Annotated in this window: 16 protein-coding genes; 9 read left to right on the forward strand and 7 right to left on the reverse strand. The window is 61.0% G+C overall.

Translation table 11 applies throughout. The annotated features are described in order from the left end of the window. Positions 1-119: 119 nt before the first annotated feature. From AC1DVF_RS09860 to AC1DVF_RS09890, 7 genes are all read right to left on the reverse strand, one after another. A complete protein-coding gene (locus tag AC1DVF_RS09860) occupies positions 120-1,544 on the reverse strand; it encodes a gamma-aminobutyraldehyde dehydrogenase (protein WP_477782390.1) in 1,425 nt (474 codons plus the stop codon). A 165-nt stretch (positions 1,545-1,709) separates the two neighbouring features. Further along, entirely contained in the window at positions 1,710-2,534 is an 825-nt protein-coding gene (locus AC1DVF_RS09865) for an ABC transporter permease (protein ID WP_093436751.1), read from the reverse strand. Beyond that, on the reverse strand, positions 2,524-3,444 hold the full coding sequence (locus AC1DVF_RS09870) for an ABC transporter permease (RefSeq protein ID WP_007908947.1): 921 nt from the start codon (positions 3,442-3,444) through the stop codon (positions 2,524-2,526). The genes AC1DVF_RS09865 and AC1DVF_RS09870 overlap by 11 nt, the downstream gene beginning before the upstream one ends. Positions 3,445-3,460: 16 nt before the next feature. Beyond that, positions 3,461-4,498 carry an ABC transporter ATP-binding protein gene (locus tag AC1DVF_RS09875; protein WP_477782391.1) on the reverse strand — a complete coding sequence of 346 codons (1,038 nt, stop codon included), beginning with the start codon at positions 4,496-4,498 and terminating at the stop codon, positions 3,461-3,463. Positions 4,499-4,775: 277 nt separating this feature from the next. Then, positions 4,776-5,927, reverse strand: a complete 1,152-nt coding sequence (gene ydcS / locus AC1DVF_RS09880; RefSeq protein WP_186621988.1) for a putative ABC transporter substrate-binding protein YdcS — start codon at positions 5,925-5,927, stop codon at positions 4,776-4,778. An 83-nt stretch (positions 5,928-6,010) separates the two neighbouring features. Further along, on the reverse strand, positions 6,011-7,468 hold the full coding sequence (locus AC1DVF_RS09885; RefSeq protein WP_093436741.1) for a gamma-aminobutyraldehyde dehydrogenase: 1,458 nt from the start codon (positions 7,466-7,468) through the stop codon (positions 6,011-6,013). Positions 7,469-7,599: 131 nt separating this feature from the next. Next, positions 7,600-8,514, reverse strand: coding sequence for a LysR family transcriptional regulator (locus AC1DVF_RS09890; RefSeq protein WP_007949637.1), 915 nt, complete (start codon positions 8,512-8,514; stop codon positions 7,600-7,602). Between the two features lie 177 nt (positions 8,515-8,691). On the opposite strand from AC1DVF_RS09890, the gene AC1DVF_RS09895 reads away from it, so the two are divergent. The 9 genes from AC1DVF_RS09895 to prfB all read left to right on the forward strand — a co-directional run bounded on the left by AC1DVF_RS09895 (position 8,692) and on the right by prfB (position 19,561). Beyond that, complete coding sequence (locus tag AC1DVF_RS09895) at positions 8,692-9,414, forward strand: tellurite resistance TerB family protein (protein ID WP_477782392.1); 723 nt, start codon at positions 8,692-8,694, stop codon at positions 9,412-9,414. 292 nt (positions 9,415-9,706) lie between these two features. Next, a complete protein-coding gene (locus AC1DVF_RS09900) occupies positions 9,707-11,329 on the forward strand; it encodes a methyl-accepting chemotaxis protein (RefSeq protein WP_099758097.1) in 1,623 nt (540 codons plus the stop codon). Continuing rightward, positions 11,329-11,865 carry a chemotaxis protein CheW gene (locus tag AC1DVF_RS09905; protein WP_116254587.1) on the forward strand — a complete coding sequence of 179 codons (537 nt, stop codon included), beginning with the start codon at positions 11,329-11,331 and terminating at the stop codon, positions 11,863-11,865. Before AC1DVF_RS09900 ends, AC1DVF_RS09905 begins: the two co-directional genes overlap by 1 nt. Further along, positions 11,862-13,133 (forward strand): CheR family methyltransferase, encoded by a 1,272-nt coding sequence (locus AC1DVF_RS09910; RefSeq protein WP_320335722.1) that lies wholly within the window; start codon positions 11,862-11,864, stop codon positions 13,131-13,133. Before AC1DVF_RS09905 ends, AC1DVF_RS09910 begins: the two co-directional genes overlap by 4 nt. Beyond that, the gene (locus tag AC1DVF_RS09915; RefSeq protein ID WP_093436721.1) at positions 13,130-13,813 is read left to right on the forward strand and encodes a chemotaxis protein CheW; all 684 of its coding nucleotides are present in this window, start codon (positions 13,130-13,132) and stop codon (positions 13,811-13,813) included. Before AC1DVF_RS09910 ends, AC1DVF_RS09915 begins: the two co-directional genes overlap by 4 nt. Beyond that, complete coding sequence (locus AC1DVF_RS09920; RefSeq protein WP_477782393.1) at positions 13,810-16,098, forward strand: response regulator; 2,289 nt, start codon at positions 13,810-13,812, stop codon at positions 16,096-16,098. Before AC1DVF_RS09915 ends, AC1DVF_RS09920 begins: the two co-directional genes overlap by 4 nt. Continuing rightward, positions 16,095-17,105: a chemotaxis response regulator protein-glutamate methylesterase gene (gene cheB / locus AC1DVF_RS09925; RefSeq protein WP_320335720.1), complete on the forward strand. Its 1,011-nt coding sequence runs from the start codon at positions 16,095-16,097 to the stop codon at positions 17,103-17,105. The genes AC1DVF_RS09920 and cheB overlap by 4 nt, the downstream gene beginning before the upstream one ends. Before the next feature lie 48 nt (positions 17,106-17,153). Next, positions 17,154-18,155: a response regulator gene (locus AC1DVF_RS09930; RefSeq protein WP_093436712.1), complete on the forward strand. Its 1,002-nt coding sequence runs from the start codon at positions 17,154-17,156 to the stop codon at positions 18,153-18,155. Between the two features lie 310 nt (positions 18,156-18,465). Next, a protein-coding gene (gene prfB, locus AC1DVF_RS09935; protein WP_102900567.1) for a peptide chain release factor 2 occupies positions 18,466-19,561 on the forward strand; the annotation gives its coding sequence in 2 pieces (ribosomal slippage) (positions 18,466-18,537 and positions 18,539-19,561; 1,095 coding nt in all). Positions 19,562-19,564: the final 3 nt, after the last annotated feature.

Here is a 19,564-nt window from a genome sequence, read left to right on the forward strand (position 1 = left end):
GGTGCGTAGTGCCGGTTTCTTTCCTGATACCGGGGTGACGCCTTCGCGAACAGGCTCGCTCCCACATTTGGAATACTTACTCCTGTGGGCGCGAGCCTGCTCGCGAAGCTTTTAAAGGCTTAGTGCTTGAACATCACATGCCGAACCGTGGTGTAGTCCTCCAGTCCATACATCGACATGTCTTTCCCGTAACCAGACAATTTCTGACCGCCATGGGGCATTTCGCTGACAAGCATGAAGTGCGTATTCACCCACGTGCAGCCGTACTGCAACCGCGCCGACATGCGATGCGCGCGTCCTACATCTGCCGTCCACACGGAGGAGGCGAGGCCGTAGTCGGAATCGTTAGCCCATTCCAACGCCTGCGCTTCATCAGTGAACTTGGTCACTGAAACCACCGGCCCAAACACTTCGCGGCGGACGATTTCGTCGTCCTGCTGCGCATCGGCCAACACCGTCGGCTCGAAGAAGAAGCCGTTACCGTCAACAGCCTTACCGCCAGTGATCAAACGAATGTGGGGCTGCGCCACAGCACGCTCGACAAACCCGGCCACACGGTCGCGATGTTGCGCGGTGATCAACGGCCCCAGTTCAGTCGACGGATCATCCTGCAAGCCATACTTGATGCTGCTGACCGCCGCGCCGAGCTTCTCGACGAATTTGTCGTAAATGCCTTGCTGCGCGTAGATCCGACAGGCCGCCGTGCAATCCTGCCCGGCGTTGTAGAAACCGAAGGTACGAATACCTTCCACCGCCGCATCAATATCGGCGTCGTCGAAGATGATCACCGGCGCCTTGCCGCCCAGTTCCATGTGCATGCGTTTAACGCTGTCGGCAGTGCTGGAAATGATGTTGGCGCCCGTGGCGATCGAACCGGTCAGCGAAACCATGCGCACTTTCGGGTGCGTAACCAATGGGCTGCCAACGGTAGGACCGCGACCAAACACCAGATTGAGTACACCGGCCGGGAATATTTCCGACGCCAGTTCGGCCAGACGCAACGCGGTCAGCGGGGTTTGTTCCGACGGCTTGAGCACCACGGTATTACCTGCCGCCAGCGCCGGGGCGATTTTCCAGGCAACCATCATCAGCGGGTAGTTCCACGGCGCGATGGAGGCGATCACGCCGACCGGGTCGCGGCGGATCATCGAGGTGTGGCCGGGCAGGTATTCTCCAGCGGCCGAACCGCTCATGCAACGGCTGGCGCCGGCGAAGAAACGGAACACGTCGGCARTCGCCGGGATCTCGTCGTTGAGCGCGGCGCTGTAGGGTTTGCCGCAGTTGTCGGATTCGAGCTTGGCCAGTTCTTCGCCGTGGGCTTCGATGGCGTCGGCGAGTTTGAGCAGCAGTAGCGAACGGTCTTTCGGAGCGGTTTGCGACCAGTCGGCGAAGGCGTTGTCGGCAGCGCGTACGGCGGCGTCGACCTGAGCTTCAGTGGCTTCGTTGATCTCTACCAGGACCTCGCCAAGCGACGGGTTGAGCACCGGTTGCGCCGGGCCTTCGCCATTGACCAGTTGGCCGTTGATCAAGAGTTTGGTTTGCATGTCTGTTGTCCTCACTAACACTTTTATTGTTCTGGCCGAATCGAGAACCCTGTGGGAGCGAGCCTGCTAGCGAAAGCGGTGTATCAGTCGACATCAATGTTGGATGTGACGGCCTCTTCGCGAGCAGGCTCGCTCCCACAGGGAGTTGTGGTGTCTGTTATGAGTTTATTTACCGCCGCTACCGGCAACGCTTTCGCCACCACGCGTCAGGTAATACGCGCCCAAAATCGGCAACATCGTCACCATCATCACCAGCATCGCGACGACGTTGGTCACCGGTACATCCCGTGGGCGGCTAAGTTGATTGAGCAACCACAACGGCAACGTGCGCTCATGCCCGGCGGTGAACGTGGTGACGATGATTTCGTCGAACGACAGCGCAAACGCCAACATGCCGCCGGCCAGCAGCGCCGAGCCAAGGTTCGGCAGGATGATGTAGCGAAACGTCTGCCAGCCATCGGCGCCGAGGTCCATCGAGGCCTCGATCAAACTGTGCGAAGTGCGGCGCAGGCGGGCGATGACGTTGTTGTAGACGATCACCACGCAGAAGGTCGCGTGGCCGACGATGATGGTGAACATCCCCGGTTCGATCCCCAGCGTCTTGAAGGTTGCCAGCAGCGCGATCCCGGTGATGATCCCCGGTAACGCGATCGGCAAAATCAGCATCAGCGAGATGCCCTGCTTGCCGAAGAAATCCCGGCGATAAAGCGCGGCTGACGCGAGCGTACCGAGCACCATGGCAATCAACGTGGCGATGGCTGCGATCTGCAATGAAAGCTTGATCGCCTCCAGAACATCCGGCCGCGAAAACGCCACGCTGAACCAGTGCAGCGTGAAGCCCTTCGGCGGAAAGCTGAACGCGGCTTCTTCAGTGTTGAAGGCGTAAAGGAAGATGATCAGGATCGGGAAGTGCAAAAACACCAACCCGCCCCAGGCTGCGATTTTTAAGCCCAGTGAGGCCTGCCCTTGTGATGAAGAGTCAGAGCGCATCGAAAGCCCCCAATCGTTTGACAATGGACAGGTAAACCGCGATCAACACAATCGGCACCAACGTAAACGCGGCGGCCATCGGCATATTGCCGATCGCCCCTTGCTGCGCGTACACCATGCTGCCGACAAAGTAGCCCGGTGGCCCGACCAGTTGCGGCACGATGAAATCGCCCAGGGTCAGCGAAAACGTGAAGATCGAACCGGCCGCAATGCCCGGAATCGACAGCGGCAAAATCACCTGCATAAAAGTCTGACGCGGCTTCGCACCAAGGTCAGCGGAGGCCTGTAACAGCGACGGTGGCAGACGTTCCAGCGACGCCTGAATCGGCAGAATCATGAACGGCAGCCAGATATAAACGAACACCATGAACCGCCCCAGATGCGAGGTCGACAAGGTGCTACCGCCCACCCCGGGAATCCCCAGAATGAACTGCAACACCGGCTCCAATCCAAGGTGTTGCACAAACCACTGCGCCACGCCTCCCTTGGCCAACAGCAACGTCCACGCATACGCCTTGACGATATAACTGGCCCACATCGGCATCATCACCGCGATGTAGAAAAACGCCTTGGTCTTGCCGGTGGTGTAGCGCGCCATGTAGTAGGCAATCGGGAACGCGACGATGGCGCTGGCGATCGACACAACGATGGCCATGCTTAGCGTGCGCAGGATGATGTCGAAGTTCGACGGCTGAAACAGTGCGGCAAAATTTGCCAGGGTCAGGTCGGGAGTGACCGCCATGGTGAAGTCGTCGAAGGTGTAGAAACCTTGCCACAGCAGCACCAGCAACGAGCCGAGATAAATCGCGCCAAACCACAGCAGCGGCGGCACCAGCAGCATCGACAGATACAGGTTCGGCTTGCGATAGAGCAGGTTGGAAAACCTGCGCAACGGCGGCGATGCAGTCATCGCGAGCGTGCTCATGTCACACCCCGCTCGCCACGGTGTCGTGCAGTGCAATCATCGCTTCCCGCGCCCAACGCGCGCTCAGGCGCTGGCCGGTCTGGTGCTGCGCGCTGCTGTCGACCCACTGAGTGTTGGCGTGGCTGATGCTCAGGGTCTGGCCGTTTTCCAGTTTCAGTTCATAACGCGTGGCGCTGCCCTGATATTGGATGTCGTGGAGTAACCCGCTGACTTCGATTTCGTGGCTGGCCAATGGGCCTTCGGCAAACCGCACGTGTTCCGGGCGGATCGAAAACGGCTGCGGATGACCGTTGATTTCACGCGCCAGATCGCCACGAATCACGTTCGAGGTACCGACGAATTCAGCGACAAATGTGGTGGTGGGTTTCATGTACAGGTTGCGCGGCGTGTCGACCTGCTCGATGCGGCCCTTGTTGAACACGGCGACGCGATCGGACATCGACAGCGCTTCGGTTTGATCGTGAGTGACGAAGATGAAAGTGATGCCGAGCTGGCGTTGCAGCTTCTTCAGTTCGCTCTGCATTTGTTCGCGCAGTTTCAGGTCGAGGGCGCCAAGCGGCTCGTCGAGCAGCAGCACACGCGGGCGATTGACCAAGGCGCGGGCGAGGGCGACACGTTGGCGCTGACCGCCGGACAACTGCACCGGTTTGCGTGCGCCGTAACCGCCGAGGGCGACCATGTCCAAAGCTTCTTCGGCGCGTTTATGCCGTTCGGTTTTGCCGATGCCTTTGACCTTCAAACCGTAGGCGACGTTGTCGAGGACTTTCATGTGCGGGAACAGCGCGTAATCCTGAAACACTGTATTGACGTCACGTTGATACGGCGGCAAACCGGCCGCCTCGGCCCCGTGAATGCGGATCGAACCGGCGCTCGGTTGTTCGAACCCGGCGATCAGCCGCAGGCAGGTGGTTTTGCCCGAGCCGGATGGGCCGAGCATGGAAAAGAACTCGCCGTCCTCGATATCGATGGAAACCCGGTCAACGGCTTTTACGTCGCCGAACTGCCGGGAAACGTTGGTGAACTGGACTGCAAGCGTCATGGTGCGGTGCTCCAAAAAGGCGAAGGCCGTCGCAGCGGCCCTGCCTGGACTTCTGAAAAATCTGAAACGTTTTACGGTTTGCTTGGCTCACACATTCGGCGGACGAGATGCGATCTGCTTTTAGCTCCCTCTCCCTCCGGGAGAGGGCGGGGGGTGAGGGTGGCTTATTGGCCGTTGCTCTGAAGTCAAAGGCAAGGTCAAAAGCTACCCCCTCACCCCAGCCCTCCCCCCCAGGGGGGCGAGGGGGAAAGGGAGCAGACCGCGTCGTTATTGAGAGCTAGCGGCCGCCCATGATCGCGATGTAGTCCTGGGTCCAGCGGCTATACGGCACAAATTTGCCACCCTCGGCCTGCGGGGTTTTCCAGAAGGCGATCTTGTCGAACTGGTCGAAACCGTTGGTCTTGCAACCTTCAGCGCCAAGCAACTCACTTTCTTTGCACGCCGCAGGAACGGCCGGCAACGAACCAAACCACGCCGCCACATCGCCCTGGACTTTCGGTTTCAGCGACCAGTCCATCCACTTGTACGCGCAGTTCGGGTGCTTGGCTTCGGCGTGGAGCATGGTGGTGTCGGCCCAGCCGGTGGCGCCTTCTTTGGGAATGGTCGAAGCAATCGGCTGTTTCTCGTTCATCAGGCCGTTGACCTGATACGGCCAGGCGCTGGAGGCGACCACGCCTTCGTTTTTGAAGTCGCTCATCTGCACCGTGGTGTCGTGCCAGTAGCGGTGGATCAGCGGCTGCTGTGCGCGCAACAGATCAAGCACGGCTTTGTACTGATCTTCGGTCAGTTGATACGGATCCTTGATACCCAGTTCAGGCTTGGTCGACTTCAGATACAGCGCCGCATCTGCGATGTAGATCGGGCCGTCATACGCCTGCACGCGGCCCTTGTTCGGCTTGCCGTCGGGCAGATCCTGAGCGGTGAACACCACGTTCCAACTGCTCGGCGCAGTCTTGAACACGTTGGTGTTGTACATCAGCACGTTCGGTCCCCACTGGTACGGGGTGCCGTAAGTCTGCTGGTTGACCACGTACCACGGCGCATCTTTCAGGCGCGGGTCGAGGGTGTTCCAGTTCGGGATCAACGCGGTGTTGATCGGTTGCACACGCTTGCCGACGATCAACCGCAGTGAGGCATCGCCTGATGCGGTGACCAGGTCGTAACCGCCCTTGGCCATCAGGCTGACCATTTCGTCCGAGGTAGCGGCGGTTTTCACATTGACCTTGCAGCCGGTCTCTTTCTCGAAACCGGTCACCCAGTCATAGGCTTTGTCGCTCTCACCACGTTCGATGTAACCCGGCCACGCAACGATATCCAGCTGACCTTCGCCAGCACCGACAGCCTTTAACGGCTCGGCCGCTTGCAGGCTGGCGCTGGCCAGCAGGGCCGTGGTGATTGCACTGAGCAGTGCGGTCTTGTGCACGAACATGGTTGAACCCTCTTCTTTAAATTATGGTCGGGGCAGTTGTGAACGCGGTGAAGCATGCCGTTGGCGGCTTGTTATTAGCGTAGTCAGAGATGCTGGCCGTGGCGGGCCATGATGTGCCGCACCACGCTGTAGTCCTGCAGCGAATCACTGGATAAGTCTTTGCCGTAACCGGAGCGTTTCAGCCCACCGTGGGGCATTTCGCTGACCAGCATGAAATGGCTGTTTATCCACGTGCAGCCGTACTGCAAGCGCGCGGCAACCTGCATGGCCTTGTCGAGATTCTGTGTCCACACCGACGAGGCGAGGCCGTATTCGGAGTCGTTGGCCCAGTCGACGGCTTGCGCGAGTTCGTCGAAACGGGTCACGGTGACCACCGGGCCGAACACTTCGCGCTGAACGATTTCGTCGCTCTGTTTGCAACCGGCGAGCAGCGTCGGCTGATAGTAGAAACCGGCACCGGAGTGCACCGCCGCACCGGTCACGCGTTCGATGTGCGGCTGGCCGAGGGCGCGCTCGACGAAACTGGCGACGCGGTCGCGCTGACGGGTGCTGATCAGCGGGCCGATCTCATTATCGGCATCACGTTTGCCGGCGAAGCGCAGGCTGCTGACGGCGGCGCCGAGTTCGGCGACCAATTTGTCGTGAATCCCGGCCTGCGCGTAGATCCGGCAGGCAGCGGTGCAGTCCTGCCCGGCGTTGTAGTAACCGTAAGTGCGCACGCCATCGACCACGGCCTGGATGTCGGCGTCGTTGCAGACGATCACCGGGGCTTTGCCGCCGAGTTCGAGGTGCGTGCGTTTCAGGGTTTTCGCGGCGGCCTGGAGGATTTTCTGCCCGGTAACGATATCGCCGGTCAGCGAGACCATGCGCACCTTGGCGTGGCCGACCAAATGGCTGCCGACGCCTTCGCCGCCACCGCAGATGATGTTGATGACCCCGCGCGGGAGGATTTCGGCCAGCGCTGGCGCCAGAGCGAGGATCGACAGCGGCGTGTGTTCGGACGGTTTGAACACCAGCGTGTTGCCGGCGGCGAGGGCCGGGGCGATTTTCCACGCGGCCATCATGATCGGGTAATTCCACGGCGCAATCGAGGCGACCACGCCAATCGGATCGCGACGGACCATGCTGGTGTAGCCCGGCAGGTATTCGCCACTGAGCTGCCCGGTCTGGCAGCGTACGGCGCCAGCGAAGAAACGGAACACATCGACCGTCGCGGTCAAATCGTCCTGACGCGCCAGGTGCAACGGCTTGCCGCAGTTCAGCGATTCGAGGCGGGCGAGGTGGTCGGCGTGTTTTTCCACGGCGTTGGCGATCTCGAGCAACAGGTTCGAACGTTGCTGAGGCGTGGTGCGCGACCAATCGGCGAAGGCGCGGTGGGCGGCGAGGATGGCGGCTTCGACTTGCTCGGTGCTGGCTTCGGCGATGTGCGTGAGGATTTCGCCGGTGGCCGGATTGAGAATCGGCTCGACAAAACCTTCCCCGGCGACCAGTTCGCCATCGATCAACAACGCGGTACACATCGGGGTCTGCGCGCCAGCCATTTTCCGCGATCTCTTTTCTTGTGTGGCCATTGTTGCTCCCTGAAACCGGGAGCCGACCGTCTTATAGATGCAGCAAGACTAGTGCGCGGCTCCGAGGTCGACAAATACTAAATACTGAAGGCAGCATTCGATTAAATAGATGGCTTGCGCCCGCCGTGGGGTTGCTCACGGGCTACGGTCAGGAATGGGTCGACAAGAGCGGGGCGCGCAGTGCCACGTCGCCAGGCCAGGCCCACGTCCAAGGTCTGATTGAGGTCGGCGATGGGACGCGCTTCGATGATGTCGCCCTCCAGCGACCATGGGCGATAAGTCATGTCCGGCTGGATCGACACGCCCAATCCGGCGGCGACCAGACTTCGCACGGCCTCGGTGGACGCGGTTCTCAGAGTGATTTTCGGTTGCAGCCCGGAACCGCGCCAGAAACGCTGGGCGTTGCGATCCATTTCATCGACGTTTAGCTGAATCAACGGTTCGCGGGCGACGTCGGCGAGGTTGATGCTGTCGTGCTCCAGCAGTGGATGCTGGGCCGGAAGCCACAAACGGTGCGGTGAGTGAGTCAGTACTTCAGTCTGCAAAGCGTGGCGATCTTCGAGGTTGGAGAGGATCAATACGCCGACATCGATCTCGCCACTGACCAGCAAATGCTCGATGTAGGGCCGTTCGTCTTCCATCACTCTGATTTCGACATTGGGATACGCGCGCTGAAACCGGGTGAGCAGATCCGCCAGGTAATAACCGGCGACCAGACTGGTTACGCCGACGATCAACTGCCCGGCGACCTGATCGGTACTCTGTTGCAGGCTGCGTTTGGCGTTGTCCACGGTCGCCAGAATCAGGTGCGCCTGGCGTAGGAATTGATGACCTTGGTGTGTCAGCGTCATGCCCTTGGCGTGGCGGCTGAACAGGCTGACGCCGATTTCCTCTTCCAGTTGCTGGATCGCCAGGGTCAGGGTCGATTGGGATATGAACGCGGTTTGCGCGGCGGCGGAGATCGAGCCGGTCTCGGCCACGGCGATGAAGTGACGAATCTGACGCAGGGTCATCATGAGAAGGGCTACCCAGTGGGCGGTTTTTATAGATTGGCCTGAGTGTATATCTATTTTCACGAAGGGCTGCTGCAGGGCGAGCAACATCTGGAAGCACACTCGCAGGTCGGACAGGGGCACTTTCGAACTAGGCTGAGGGCCTTATAGATCCGGATAACCCCTGTTTGGAGGCGGAACATGAACACCCGTGGATTGCTCGATCAACTGYTCAAGTCCGGCCAGGATCTATTGCAGAACAAGGCTGGCGGAACGCAGAACAAACCGGCTGCCGGTGGCTTGGGCGGTTTGCTCGGCGGCGCATCAGGCTCTGGTGGCCTCGGCAGTCTGCTGTCAGGTGCAGGTGGTGGTGCATTGGCCGCAGGTGCGATGGGCCTGCTGCTCGGTAACAAGAAAGTGCGCAAGGTCGGCGGCAAAGTTGCGATCTACGGCGGCCTCGCGGCGCTGGGTGTGTTGGCCTACAAGGCTTACGGCAACTACAACGCCCAGAAAGGCACCGCTCCACAAAGCGAACCGCAGACCCTCGATCGCTTGCCACCGGCACAAGCCGAACAGCACAGTCAGGCCATTCTCAAAGCACTGGTGGCGGCCGCCAAGGCTGACGGCCATATCGATGACCGTGAACGCCAACTGATCGAAGGCGAATTCACCAAACTCGACAACGATCAGGAATTGCAACACTGGCTGCACGCCGAGCTCAACAAACCCTTGGACCCGACCGACGTCGCCCGGGCCGCGAGCACGCCGGAGATGGCGGCAGAAATGTACATCGCCAGTGTGATGCTGGTGGATGAGGAAAGCTTTATGGAGAAGAGCTATCTGGATGAACTGGCGCGGCAACTGAAGCTGGAGCCGGGGTTGAAGGTGGAGTTGGAGAAGCAGGTGCGCATCGCATCGGTGTAAACCCGGCTGGCCCTTTCGCGAGCAAGCTCGCTCCCACAGGGGATTGCGTTCCAATGTGGGAGCGAGCTTGCTCGCCAAGGCATTTTCCGCCGCACCCCGGCGGCAATGACAGATCTATCGCCTCTTTTTGCCATTACCCCACTGGCACGCCCACCCGCAATTGTCGGACAGTCCTAGCCCAGAGCCCTCCCGCGACCAAGGCGGACAGGCCCGAGGGTTACAAAGCGTCTTATAAATGAAACACCGCCCTCGGCTATACTCCCCGCATTTCGACTAGGCACGAGGAATCACTGTGAAGAACTGGACGTTGCGCCAACGCATTTTGGCGAGCTTTGCGGTGATTATCGCCATCATGTTGCTGATGGTTGTCGTCTCTTATTCGCGGTTGCTGAAGATCGAGGCCAGTGAAAACAGCGTGCGTGATGACGCGATTCCCGGCGTCTATTACAGCTCGATGATCCGTGGCGCGTGGGTCGACAGTTACATGCAGACGCAAGAACTGCTCGGACTCAAGGAAGGTCAGGGGATTTCCAGCGAGGACGCGGCCGACTACAAGGCTTTCGAGGCGCGTTTGCAGGAGCAGATGGAGAACTATCGCAAGACGATGGCGACCGACGAGGATCGTCTCGAGTTTGCCGCGTTCGAGAAGTACCACGACGCCTACCTCCAGATTCAGGATGCCGTGCTGGACCTGCACAAGCGCAACCTGGAAGCGGACGCGGTCAGGATGTTCCACGAAAAGCTGACGCCAGCCTGGTATTCCGGGCGTATGAAGCTCAACGACATCATCGGCGAGAACAAGAGAGTCGCCGATCAGGCCATGAACAACATCGACGAGGCGGTGGCGGCGGCCAAGGTCAGCATGTTCGTCTCGCTGCTGGTGGCTGTGCTGGCGGCCGGTGCCTGCGGCTTGCTGTTGATGCGCGCGATCATGGCGCCGATGAACCGCATTGTGCAGATTCTCGAAACCATGCGTACCGGCGACCTCAGTTCGCGTCTCAACCTCGACCGCAAGGACGAGTTCGGCGCCGTCGAAACCGGCTTCAACGACATGATGACCGAGCTGACTGCGCTGGTATCCCAGGCGCAACGTTCGTCGGTGCAGGTCACCACCTCGGTGACCGAAATCGCTGCCACCTCCAAGCAACAACAAGCCACCGCTACCGAAACCGCCGCGACCACCACCGAGATCGGCGCGACTTCGCGCGAGATCGCCGCTACCTCGCGCGATCTGGTACGCACCATGACCGAAGTGTCCACCGCCGCCGATCAGGCCTCGGTGCTGGCCGGCTCCGGCCAGCAAGGCCTGGCGCGCATGGAAGACACCATGCACTCGGTGATGGGCGCGGCCGATCTGGTCAACGCCAAACTGGCGATCCTCAATGAGAAGGCCGGCAACATCAATCAGGTGGTGGTGACTATCGTCAAGGTTGCCGACCAGACCAACCTGTTGTCGCTCAACGCAGCGATTGAAGCCGAAAAGGCCGGTGAATACGGTCGCGGTTTTGCCGTGGTTGCCACCGAAGTGCGGCGTCTGGCGGATCAGACCGCTGTCGCCACTTACGACATCGAGCAAATGGTCCGTGAGATCCAGTCGGCGGTGTCGGCGGGTGTCATGGGCATGGACAAGTTCTCCGAAGAAGTGCGCCGTGGCATGTCCGAAGTGCAGCAGGTCGGCGAGCAGTTGTCGCAGATCATCCATCAAGTGCAGGCGCTGGCGCCGCGGGTGTTGATGGTCAACGAAGGCATGCAGGCCCAGGCCACCGGCGCCGAGCAGATCAACCATGCGCTGGTGCAGTTGGGCGACGCCAGCAGCCAGACCGTCGAGTCGTTGCGTCAGGCCAGTTTCGCCATCGACGAACTGAGCCAGGTAGCCGTCGGGCTGCGCAGCGGCGTTTCGCGATTCAAAGTCTGATGAGCGAAATCCTCGCCAAACGCAGCGCCGCGCAGGTGGCGAAGCCGGCGTTATTCCTGCTGTTTCGCATCGGCAGCGAGCGCTACGCCTTGCGCGCCACCGAAGTGGCGGAAGTGCTGCCGCGCCTGCCGCTCAAGCCAATCGCCCGGGCGCCGCAGTGGGTCGCCGGGGTGTTCGCCTATCGCGGTGCGGTGGTGCCGGTGATCGACCTCAGCGCATTGACCTTCGGTCATCCCGCCGAGGCGCGCACCAGCACCCGTCTGGTATTGGTCAATTATCGGCCGGATGAAGCGCAACCCGCGCAATGGCTCGGGCTGATTCTCGAACAGGCCACCGACACCCTGCGTTGCCATCCGCAAGAGTTTCAGCCTTACGGCCTCGACAACCGCGCGGCGCCTTACCTCGGCCCGGTGCGTGAAGATGCCCAGGGATTGGTGCAATGGGTACGGGTCAATGACTTGCTCGATGACGCCGTGCGTACTTTGCTGTTCCCCGATCCGCCGCTGAGTCCGGCGCAGCTTGAGGCGCAGTCATGAGCAGTGATCAGCGCTTTTTCGACTTTCTCAAGGAGCGCATCGGCCTCGATGTGACCTCGGTTGGCCCGGCGATCATCGAGCGCGCTGTGCGCCAGCGCACGACACTCTCGCAAGCCGCGCATGCCGATGAGTATTGGCAATTGCTGCAAGGCTCGCGAGACGAACAACAGGCGCTGATCGAAGCGGTGATCGTCCCCGAGACGTGGTTTTTCCGTTATCCAGAGTCCTTTGCCACGCTGGGCAAACTGGCGCGCAATCGCCTCGCTGAACTGAACAATATGCGTGCTTTGCGCATTCTCAGCCTGCCATGTTCCACCGGCGAAGAACCCTATTCGATTGCCATGGCCTTGCTCGATGCCGGGCTCAAACCGCATCAGTTCAAGGTCGATGGCATGGACGTCAGCCCGCTGTCGGTGGAGAAGGCGCGGCGTGCGCTGTACGGCAAGAATTCGTTTCGCGGCCAGGATCTGGACTTTCGCGAACGGCACTTCACGCCTGAGCAGGACGGCCATCGGGTCAATGACTATGTGCGTGAGCAAGTGCGTTTGCAGGTCGGCAATGTGCTCGATCCGACGCTGCTGACCAGCGAGCCAGCGTTCGATTTCGTGTTCTGCCGCAACCTGCTGATCTATTTCGACCAGCCGACGCAGAAGCAGGTGTTCGAGGTGCTCAAGCGCCTGACCCATTTCGATGGCGTGCTGTTTATCGGCCCGGCCGAGGGCAGTTTGCTCGGGCGTCTGGGCATGCGTTCGATCGGTATCCCGCAATCCTTCGCGTTCAGTCGCCACAGCGATCCGCACCCCGAGCCGTTGCCAACGCCCAAGCCCATCGTGGTGCCGGTCAGCCAACCGCCTCGCAGCACGCAGCCAGCACCAGTGCGCACTCGACCGTTTGCCGCCGTAACGCCACTGCCGACCGCCAGCAAAAGTGCCAACCCGGATGCGGCGACCCTGCTGGCCAATATCGCCGCGCTGGCCAACGAAGGCAAAAGCGCTGAAGCCCGGGCGGCCTGCGAACAGTATTTGCGTAGCCATGAACCGGTGGCTCAGGTGTTTTACTGGCTCGGTCTGCTCAGCGACGTCGCCGGCCTGACCCTCGAAGCTCAGGGCTTCTACCGCAAGGCGTTGTACCTCGAACCGCAACACCCTGAAGCGTTGATGCACCTGGCCGCGTTGTTGCAGGCTCAGGGCGATACAGCGGGTGCCAGACGATTGCAGGAGCGTGCCGCCCGCAGCGGCCGCACCGCCGACAGTGAGCGTAAACGATGATCCCGTCCGACACCTTGAACGTCACCCACGAAGACGCCCGGGCCATCGACGATTGCTGGAACCGCATCGGCATTCACGGCGACAAGTCCTGTCCGCTGCTCGAAGACCACATTCATTGCCGCAATTGTTCGGTGTATTCCGCCGCCGCCACGCGCCTGCTCGACCGTTATGCGTTGCAACAGGACGAACGCGACCCGGTGGCGATCGCTGTCGAAAGCGATGTGAAAACCCGCTCGCTACTGATGTTCCGGCTCGGTGAAGAATGGCTGGGGCTGGCGACGCGCAGTCTCGTCGAAGTCGCGCCACTGCAGGCGATTCATTCATTGCCGCACCAGCGCTCACGCGCATTGCTCGGTGTGGCCAATGTGCGTGGTGCGCTGGTGGCCTGCCTGTCGCTGGTTGAATTGCTCGATCTGGATGGCAACGCCGCGCCAGCCACCGGCGCGCGCATTATGCCGCGGATGCTGATCATCGCCGCCCGTGGCGGGCCGGTGGTGGTGCCGGTGGATGAGGTCGACGGTATTCATGCCATCGACGAGCGCATTCTTGATGCCGCCTCGCAATCCGGCGCGCAAGCCAGTGCCAAATACACCCGTGGTGTTCTGCAGTATCGCGGTCGCAGCCTGCGTTGGCTGGATGAAGAACAGCTGCTGTCCGCCGTGACCCGGAGCCTCACATGACCCCCGAGCAAATGCGCGACGCCTCGCTGCTGGAGCTGTTCAGCCTCGAAGCCGAAGCCCAGACCCAAGTGCTCAGCGCCGGATTGCTGGCCCTGGAGCGCAACCCGACCCAGGCCGATCAACTGGAATCGTGCATGCGCGCGGCGCATTCGCTCAAAGGCGCGGCGCGAATTGTTGGCATCGATAGCGGCGTCAGCGTCGCCCATGTCATGGAAGATTGCCTGGTCAGCGCCCAGGAGGGGCGCTTGTTGCTGCGGCCCGAACACATCGATGCGCTGTTGCAGGGCACCGATTTGCTGATGCGCATCGCCACACCGACCAATGCGCCGCAGCCGAGCGATATTGAAACTTATGTGGCGTTGATGGCGGGTTTGCTCGATCCGTCGACGCCGCCGGCAGCGTTCGTTGCGCCGCCGATGGCCGAGTTGCAACTTCAAGCGCCGCCCGTATTTGAACTGACGCCAGCGCCGATCATCGAAGCCCCGGTCGAAACCTCTGAGCCGGCGCCACGCAAAAGCAAACGCACCACCGAAGGTGGCGAGCGGGTGCTGCGGGTCACCGCTGAACGGCTGAACAGTTTGCTCGATCTGTCGAGCAAGTCGCTGGTGGAAACCCAGCGCCTCAAACCGCATCTGGCGACCATGCAGCGCCTCAAACGCATGCAGAACAACGGCTTGCGTGCGCTGGAAAATCTCAACGTGCACCTCAAGGAGCACGCGCTGAGCCTTGAAGCGCTCGAAGCCTTGGAAGACGCGCGCCGTTTGCTCGCCGAATCCCAGCAATTGCTGAGCGAGAAAAACGCCGAACTCGACGAGTTCGCCTGGCAGGCCAGCCAGCGCGCACAAGTGCTCTACGACACGGCGTTGGCCTGCCGCATGCGACCCTTTGCGGACGTGCTGACCGGTCAGGTGCGCATGGTCCGCGATCTGGGCCGCAGCCTCGGCAAGCAGGTGCGGCTGGAGATCGAAGGCGAGAAAACCCAGGTTGATCGCGATGTGCTGGAAAAACTCGAAGCACCGCTGACGCATTTGCTGCGCAATGCGGTCGATCACGGCATCGAAACCCCGGAACAACGGCTGCTCAAGGGCAAACCGGAAGAAGGCTTGATCCGCCTGCGCGCCTCGCATCAGGCCGGTCTGCTAGTGCTGGAGTTGAGCGATGACGGCAATGGCGTCGACCTGGAGAAGGTCCGCCGCAGTATTGTCGAGCGGCAGTTATCTCCAGCCGAAACCGCTGCGCAACTGAGCGAAGAAGAACTGCTGACGTTCCTGTTCCTGCCCGGTTTCAGCTTGCGCGACACGGTCACCGAAGTGTCTGGACGGGGCGTTGGCCTCGATGCCGTTCAGCACATGGTTCGCCAGTTGCGCGGGGCCGTGGTGCTGGAGCAAACGGCGGGAGAGGGCAGTCGCTTTCATCTGGAAGTACCGCTGACCTTGTCGGTGGTGCGCAGTCTGGTGGTGGAAGTTGGCGAAGAGGCCTACGCCTTCCCGCTGGCGCACATCGAACGCATGTGTGATCTGGCGCCGGAGGACATCGTGCAGGTCGAAGGCCGTCAGCATTTCTGGCACGAAGGCCAGCACGTCGGGCTGGTTGCGGCCAGCCAGTTGCTCAACCGCCCGGCCAGCCAAAACAGTGGCGAAACCCTTAAAGTTGTGGTGATCCGTGAGCGCGATGCGGTTTACGGGGTTGCCGTGGAGCGCTTTATTGGCGAACGCACGCTGGTGGTCTTGCCGCTCGATGAGCGTCTGGGCAAAGTGCAGGACATCTCCGCCGGCGCCTTGCTTGATGACGGCTCGGTGGTGCTGATCGTCGACGTCGAAGACATGCTGCGCTCGGTGGACAAACTGCTCAATACCGGGCGCCTTGAGCGCATCGCGCGTCACGGCAATCAAGCTGCCGAGGCGGCGCGCAAGCGGGTGCTGGTGGTCGACGACTCGCTGACCGTGCGCGAGCTGCAACGCAAACTGCTGCTCAATCGCGGCTACGATGTCGCCGTGGCGGTGGACGGCATGGACGGTTGGAACGCGCTGCGCTCGGAGGACTTCGATTTGCTGATCACCGACATCGACATGCCGCGCATGGACGGCATCGAGCTGGTCACCCTGCTGCGCCGCGACAACCGTCTGCAATCGCTGCCGGTGATGGTTGTGTCATACAAGGATCGGGAAGAGGACCGCCGCCGTGGCCTCGATGCCGGCGCCGACTATTATTTAGCCAAAGCCAGTTTTCATGACGACGCCCTGCTCGACGCAGTGGTCGAGCTTATTGGAGGAGCGCGGGCATGAAGATCGCCATCGTCAACGACATGCCCATGGCGGTGGAGGCCCTGCGCCGGGCGCTGGCCTTCGAGCCGGCGCATCAGGTGGTCTGGGTCGCCCGCAACGGCGCCGAGGCAGTGCAGCGGTGCGCTGAAAATACTCCGGATCTGATCCTGATGGATCTGATCATGCCGGTGATGGACGGCGTCGAAGCCACGCGCCGGATCATGGCCGAAACCCCGTGCGCGATCGTCATTGTGACGGTCGATCGCCAGCAGAACGTGCACCGGGTCTTCGAAGCCATGGGCCACGGCGCGCTGGACGTGGTCGATACCCCGGCGCTCGGCGCCGGCAATGCCCAGGAAGCGGCGGCGCCGTTGCTGCGCAAGATCCTCAATATCGGCTGGCTGATCGGCGAGAAACCCACGCGCTCGCGTCCGACGCCGACGGCCCAGCGCAGTTCTGCGTCGTGTCAGCGACTGGTGGCGATCGGCTCATCTGCAGGCGGGCCGGCGGCGCTGGAGGTGCTGCTCAAAGGCTTGCCCAAGGATTTCTCGGCGGCGATTGTGCTAGTGCAGCATGTCGATCAGGTCTTTGCTGCCGGCATGGCCGAATGGCTGGCCAGCGCCAGTGGCCTCGATGTGCGTCTGGCCCGTGAAGGCGAACCGCCGCAGGCCGGCGCCGTGTTGCTGGCCGGCACCAACCACCATATTCGCTTGTTGAAAAACGGCACGCTGGCCTACACCGCCGAGCCGGTCAACGAGATCTACCGCCCCTCTATCGATGTGTTTTTCGAAAGTGTCGCCAGTTATTGGAATGGCGACGCGATCGGGGTTTTATTGACCGGGATGGGACGCGACGGCGCGCAAGGGCTTAAGCTCATGCGCCAGCAGGGTTACCTGACCATCGCGCAGGATCAGCAAAGCAGTGCGGTGTACGGCATGCCCAAAGCCGCCGCGGCGATTGATGCCGCGGTTGAAATCCGTGCGCTGGAAAAGATAGCGCCACGATTGCTGGAGGTTTTTCCCAAATGAACAGGTTTATCCGCAATCCTGGCCCCCGCAGTACTCAGGTGACCGCCCATGAATGACTTACAGATCGACGACATTAAAACCGACGAAAACGCCGCCATGGTGTTGTTGGTGGACGATCAAGCGATGATCGGCGAAGCGGTGCGCCGTGGGCTGTCGAATCAAGAAAACATCGACTTCCACTTCTGCTCCGACCCGCAGCAGGCCATTGCCCAGGCGGTGCGGATCAAACCGACGGTGATTCTCCAGGACCTGGTGATGCCCGGCCTCGATGGCCTGAGCCTAGTGCGCGAATACCGCAATCACCCGGCGACCAAGGACATTCCGATCATCGTCCTGTCGACCAAGGAAGACCCGCTGATCAAGAGCGCGGCGTTCTCTGCCGGCGCCAACGATTACCTGGTGAAACTGCCGGATACCATCGAGCTGGTGGCGCGCATCCGCTATCACTCGCGTTCCTACATGACCTTGCTGCAGCGCGACGCGGCGTACCGCGCGCTGCGCGTCAGCCAGCAGCAATTGCTCGACACCAATCTGGTGCTGCAACGCCTGATGAACTCCGACGGCCTGACCGGGCTGTCCAACCGCCGGCACTTCGACGAGTACCTGGAACTGGAGTGGCGCCGCTCACTGCGGGAACAGAGTCAGTTGTCGCTGTTGATGATCGACGTCGATTACTTCAAGTCCTACAACGACAGCTTTGGTCACGTTGAAGGCGACGAAGCGTTACGCAAGGTCGCTACGGCGATCCGCGAGGCCAGCGCACGACCGTCAGATCTGCCGGCGCGTTATGGCGGTGAGGAGTTTGTGCTGGTGCTGCCGAACACCTCGCCGGGCGGCGCGCGGCTGGTCGCGGAGAAGCTACGGCAGACCGTGGCATCCTTGAAAATCCCGCACAACACCCCGGCGGAAGGGGCGAGCCTGACCATCAGTATTGGTCTGGCGACCATGGTGCCGCAGGCGGGTAGTGATTGTCGGTTGCTGATTTCGGCGGCGGATCGTGGCCTTTACCTGGCGAAGAACAATGGGCGTAATCAGGTCGGGATCGAGTAAACGCTGACCCTCACCCCAGCCCTCTCCCAATGGGAGAGGGGGCCGACCGGGGTGTCTGGCGCTGAACATCGACCTGATCGACCGAGTCGATTATGGATCTTCAAGCTTGGCGATCATGGATTCGGCAAAGCCATTTCACGTCGGCGTACCTCCCGAGCAAACCCGAATCAGTCCCCTCTACCTCTGGGAGAGGGTTAGGGTGAGGGCAAAGGTTTTAATGATCCCCACACCCGCCAGACGGGCTGCCGTCACAGCCTGATTACGTTATACTCGCCGGCTTTCAAAAGTTCGCCAACGAGTGCTGCCCGTCATGGAAATCAACCCGATCCTGAACACCATCAAGGACCTGTCCGAGCGCTCCGAAACTATTCGGGGGTATCTTTGACTACGATCAAAAGCATGAGCGTCTGACCGAAGTCAATCGCGAGCTTGAAGATCCGAGCGTCTGGAACAAACCTGAATACGCCCAGGAACTGGGCCGCGAGCGCGCTGCGCTGGCGCAGATCGTCGATACCCTCGATGAACTGAACGGCGGTCTGGCCGATTGCCGCGACCTGCTGGACATGGCCGTCGAAGAAAACGACGAAGGCGCAGTGGGCGATGTCGTCGCCGAGCTGGCCCGTCTCGAGGAGAATCTGGCCAAGCTGGAATTCCGCCGCATGTTCAGCCATGAAATGGACCCGAACAACGCCTACCTGGACATCCAGGCCGGTTCCGGCGGCACTGAAGCCCAGGACTGGGCCAACATCCTACTGCGCATGTACCTGCGCTGGGCGGACAAACGCGGTTTCGACGCGACCATCATGGAACTGTCGGCCGGTGAAGTTGCCGGTATCAAAGGTGCGACCGTGCACATCAAGGGCGAATACGCCTTTGGCTGGCTGCGTACCGAAATCGGCGTACACCGTCTGGTGCGCAAGAGCCCGTTCGACTCCGGCAACCGTCGTCACACCTCGTTCTCCGCGGTTTTCGTCTCGCCAGAGATCGATGACAAGGTCGAAATCGAAATCAACCCGGCAGACCTGCGTATCGACACCTATCGTTCCTCCGGTGCCGGTGGTCAGCACGTAAACACCACCGACTCGGCCGTACGTATCACTCACGTACCGACCAACACCGTGGTCAGCTGCCAGAACGAACGTTCCCAGCACGCCAACAAGGACACCGCCATGAAAATGCTGCGGGCCAAGTTGTACGAGCAGGAAATGCAGAAACGCAACGCCGCGTCGCAAGCGCTGGAAGACACCAAGTCGGACATCGGTTGGGGTCACCAGATTCGCTCGTACGTGCTCGATGCGTCGCGGATCAAGGATCTGCGCACCAACATCGAACGCAGCGACTGCGACAAGGTACTCGACGGCGATATCGACGAATACCTGTATGCCAGCCTGAAATCCGGGCTGTAAAAG

It is taken from the genome of Pseudomonas sp. P4_D7, assembly GCF_056401755.1.

Excerpts from the sequence above, each read along its gene's own strand:
- AC1DVF_RS09890 (WP_007949637.1), bottom strand. The coding sequence starts at position 8,514 with ATGATGACCCTGCGTCAGATTCGTCACTTCATCGCCGTGGCCGAGACC.
- AC1DVF_RS09875 (WP_477782391.1), bottom strand. The coding sequence starts at position 4,498 with ATGACGCTTGCAGTCCAGTTCACCAACGTTTCCCGGCAGTTCGGCGAC.
- AC1DVF_RS09910 (WP_320335722.1), top strand. The coding sequence starts at position 11,862 with ATGAGCAGTGATCAGCGCTTTTTCGACTTTCTCAAGGAGCGCATCGGC.
- AC1DVF_RS09930 (WP_093436712.1), top strand. The coding sequence starts at position 17,154 with ATGAATGACTTACAGATCGACGACATTAAAACCGACGAAAACGCCGCC.
- AC1DVF_RS09885 (WP_093436741.1), bottom strand. The coding sequence starts at position 7,468 with ATGGCTGGCGCGCAGACCCCGATGTGTACCGCGTTGTTGATCGATGGC.
- AC1DVF_RS09920 (WP_477782393.1), top strand. The coding sequence starts at position 13,810 with ATGACCCCCGAGCAAATGCGCGACGCCTCGCTGCTGGAGCTGTTCAGC.
- AC1DVF_RS09905 (WP_116254587.1), top strand. The coding sequence starts at position 11,329 with ATGAGCGAAATCCTCGCCAAACGCAGCGCCGCGCAGGTGGCGAAGCCG.
- AC1DVF_RS09915 (WP_093436721.1), top strand. The coding sequence starts at position 13,130 with ATGATCCCGTCCGACACCTTGAACGTCACCCACGAAGACGCCCGGGCC.
- cheB (WP_320335720.1), top strand. The coding sequence starts at position 16,095 with ATGAAGATCGCCATCGTCAACGACATGCCCATGGCGGTGGAGGCCCTG.
- AC1DVF_RS09865 (WP_093436751.1), bottom strand. The coding sequence starts at position 2,534 with ATGCGCTCTGACTCTTCATCACAAGGGCAGGCCTCACTGGGCTTAAAA.
- ydcS (WP_186621988.1), bottom strand. The coding sequence starts at position 5,927 with ATGTTCGTGCACAAGACCGCACTGCTCAGTGCAATCACCACGGCCCTG.
- AC1DVF_RS09870 (WP_007908947.1), bottom strand. The coding sequence starts at position 3,444 with ATGACTGCATCGCCGCCGTTGCGCAGGTTTTCCAACCTGCTCTATCGC.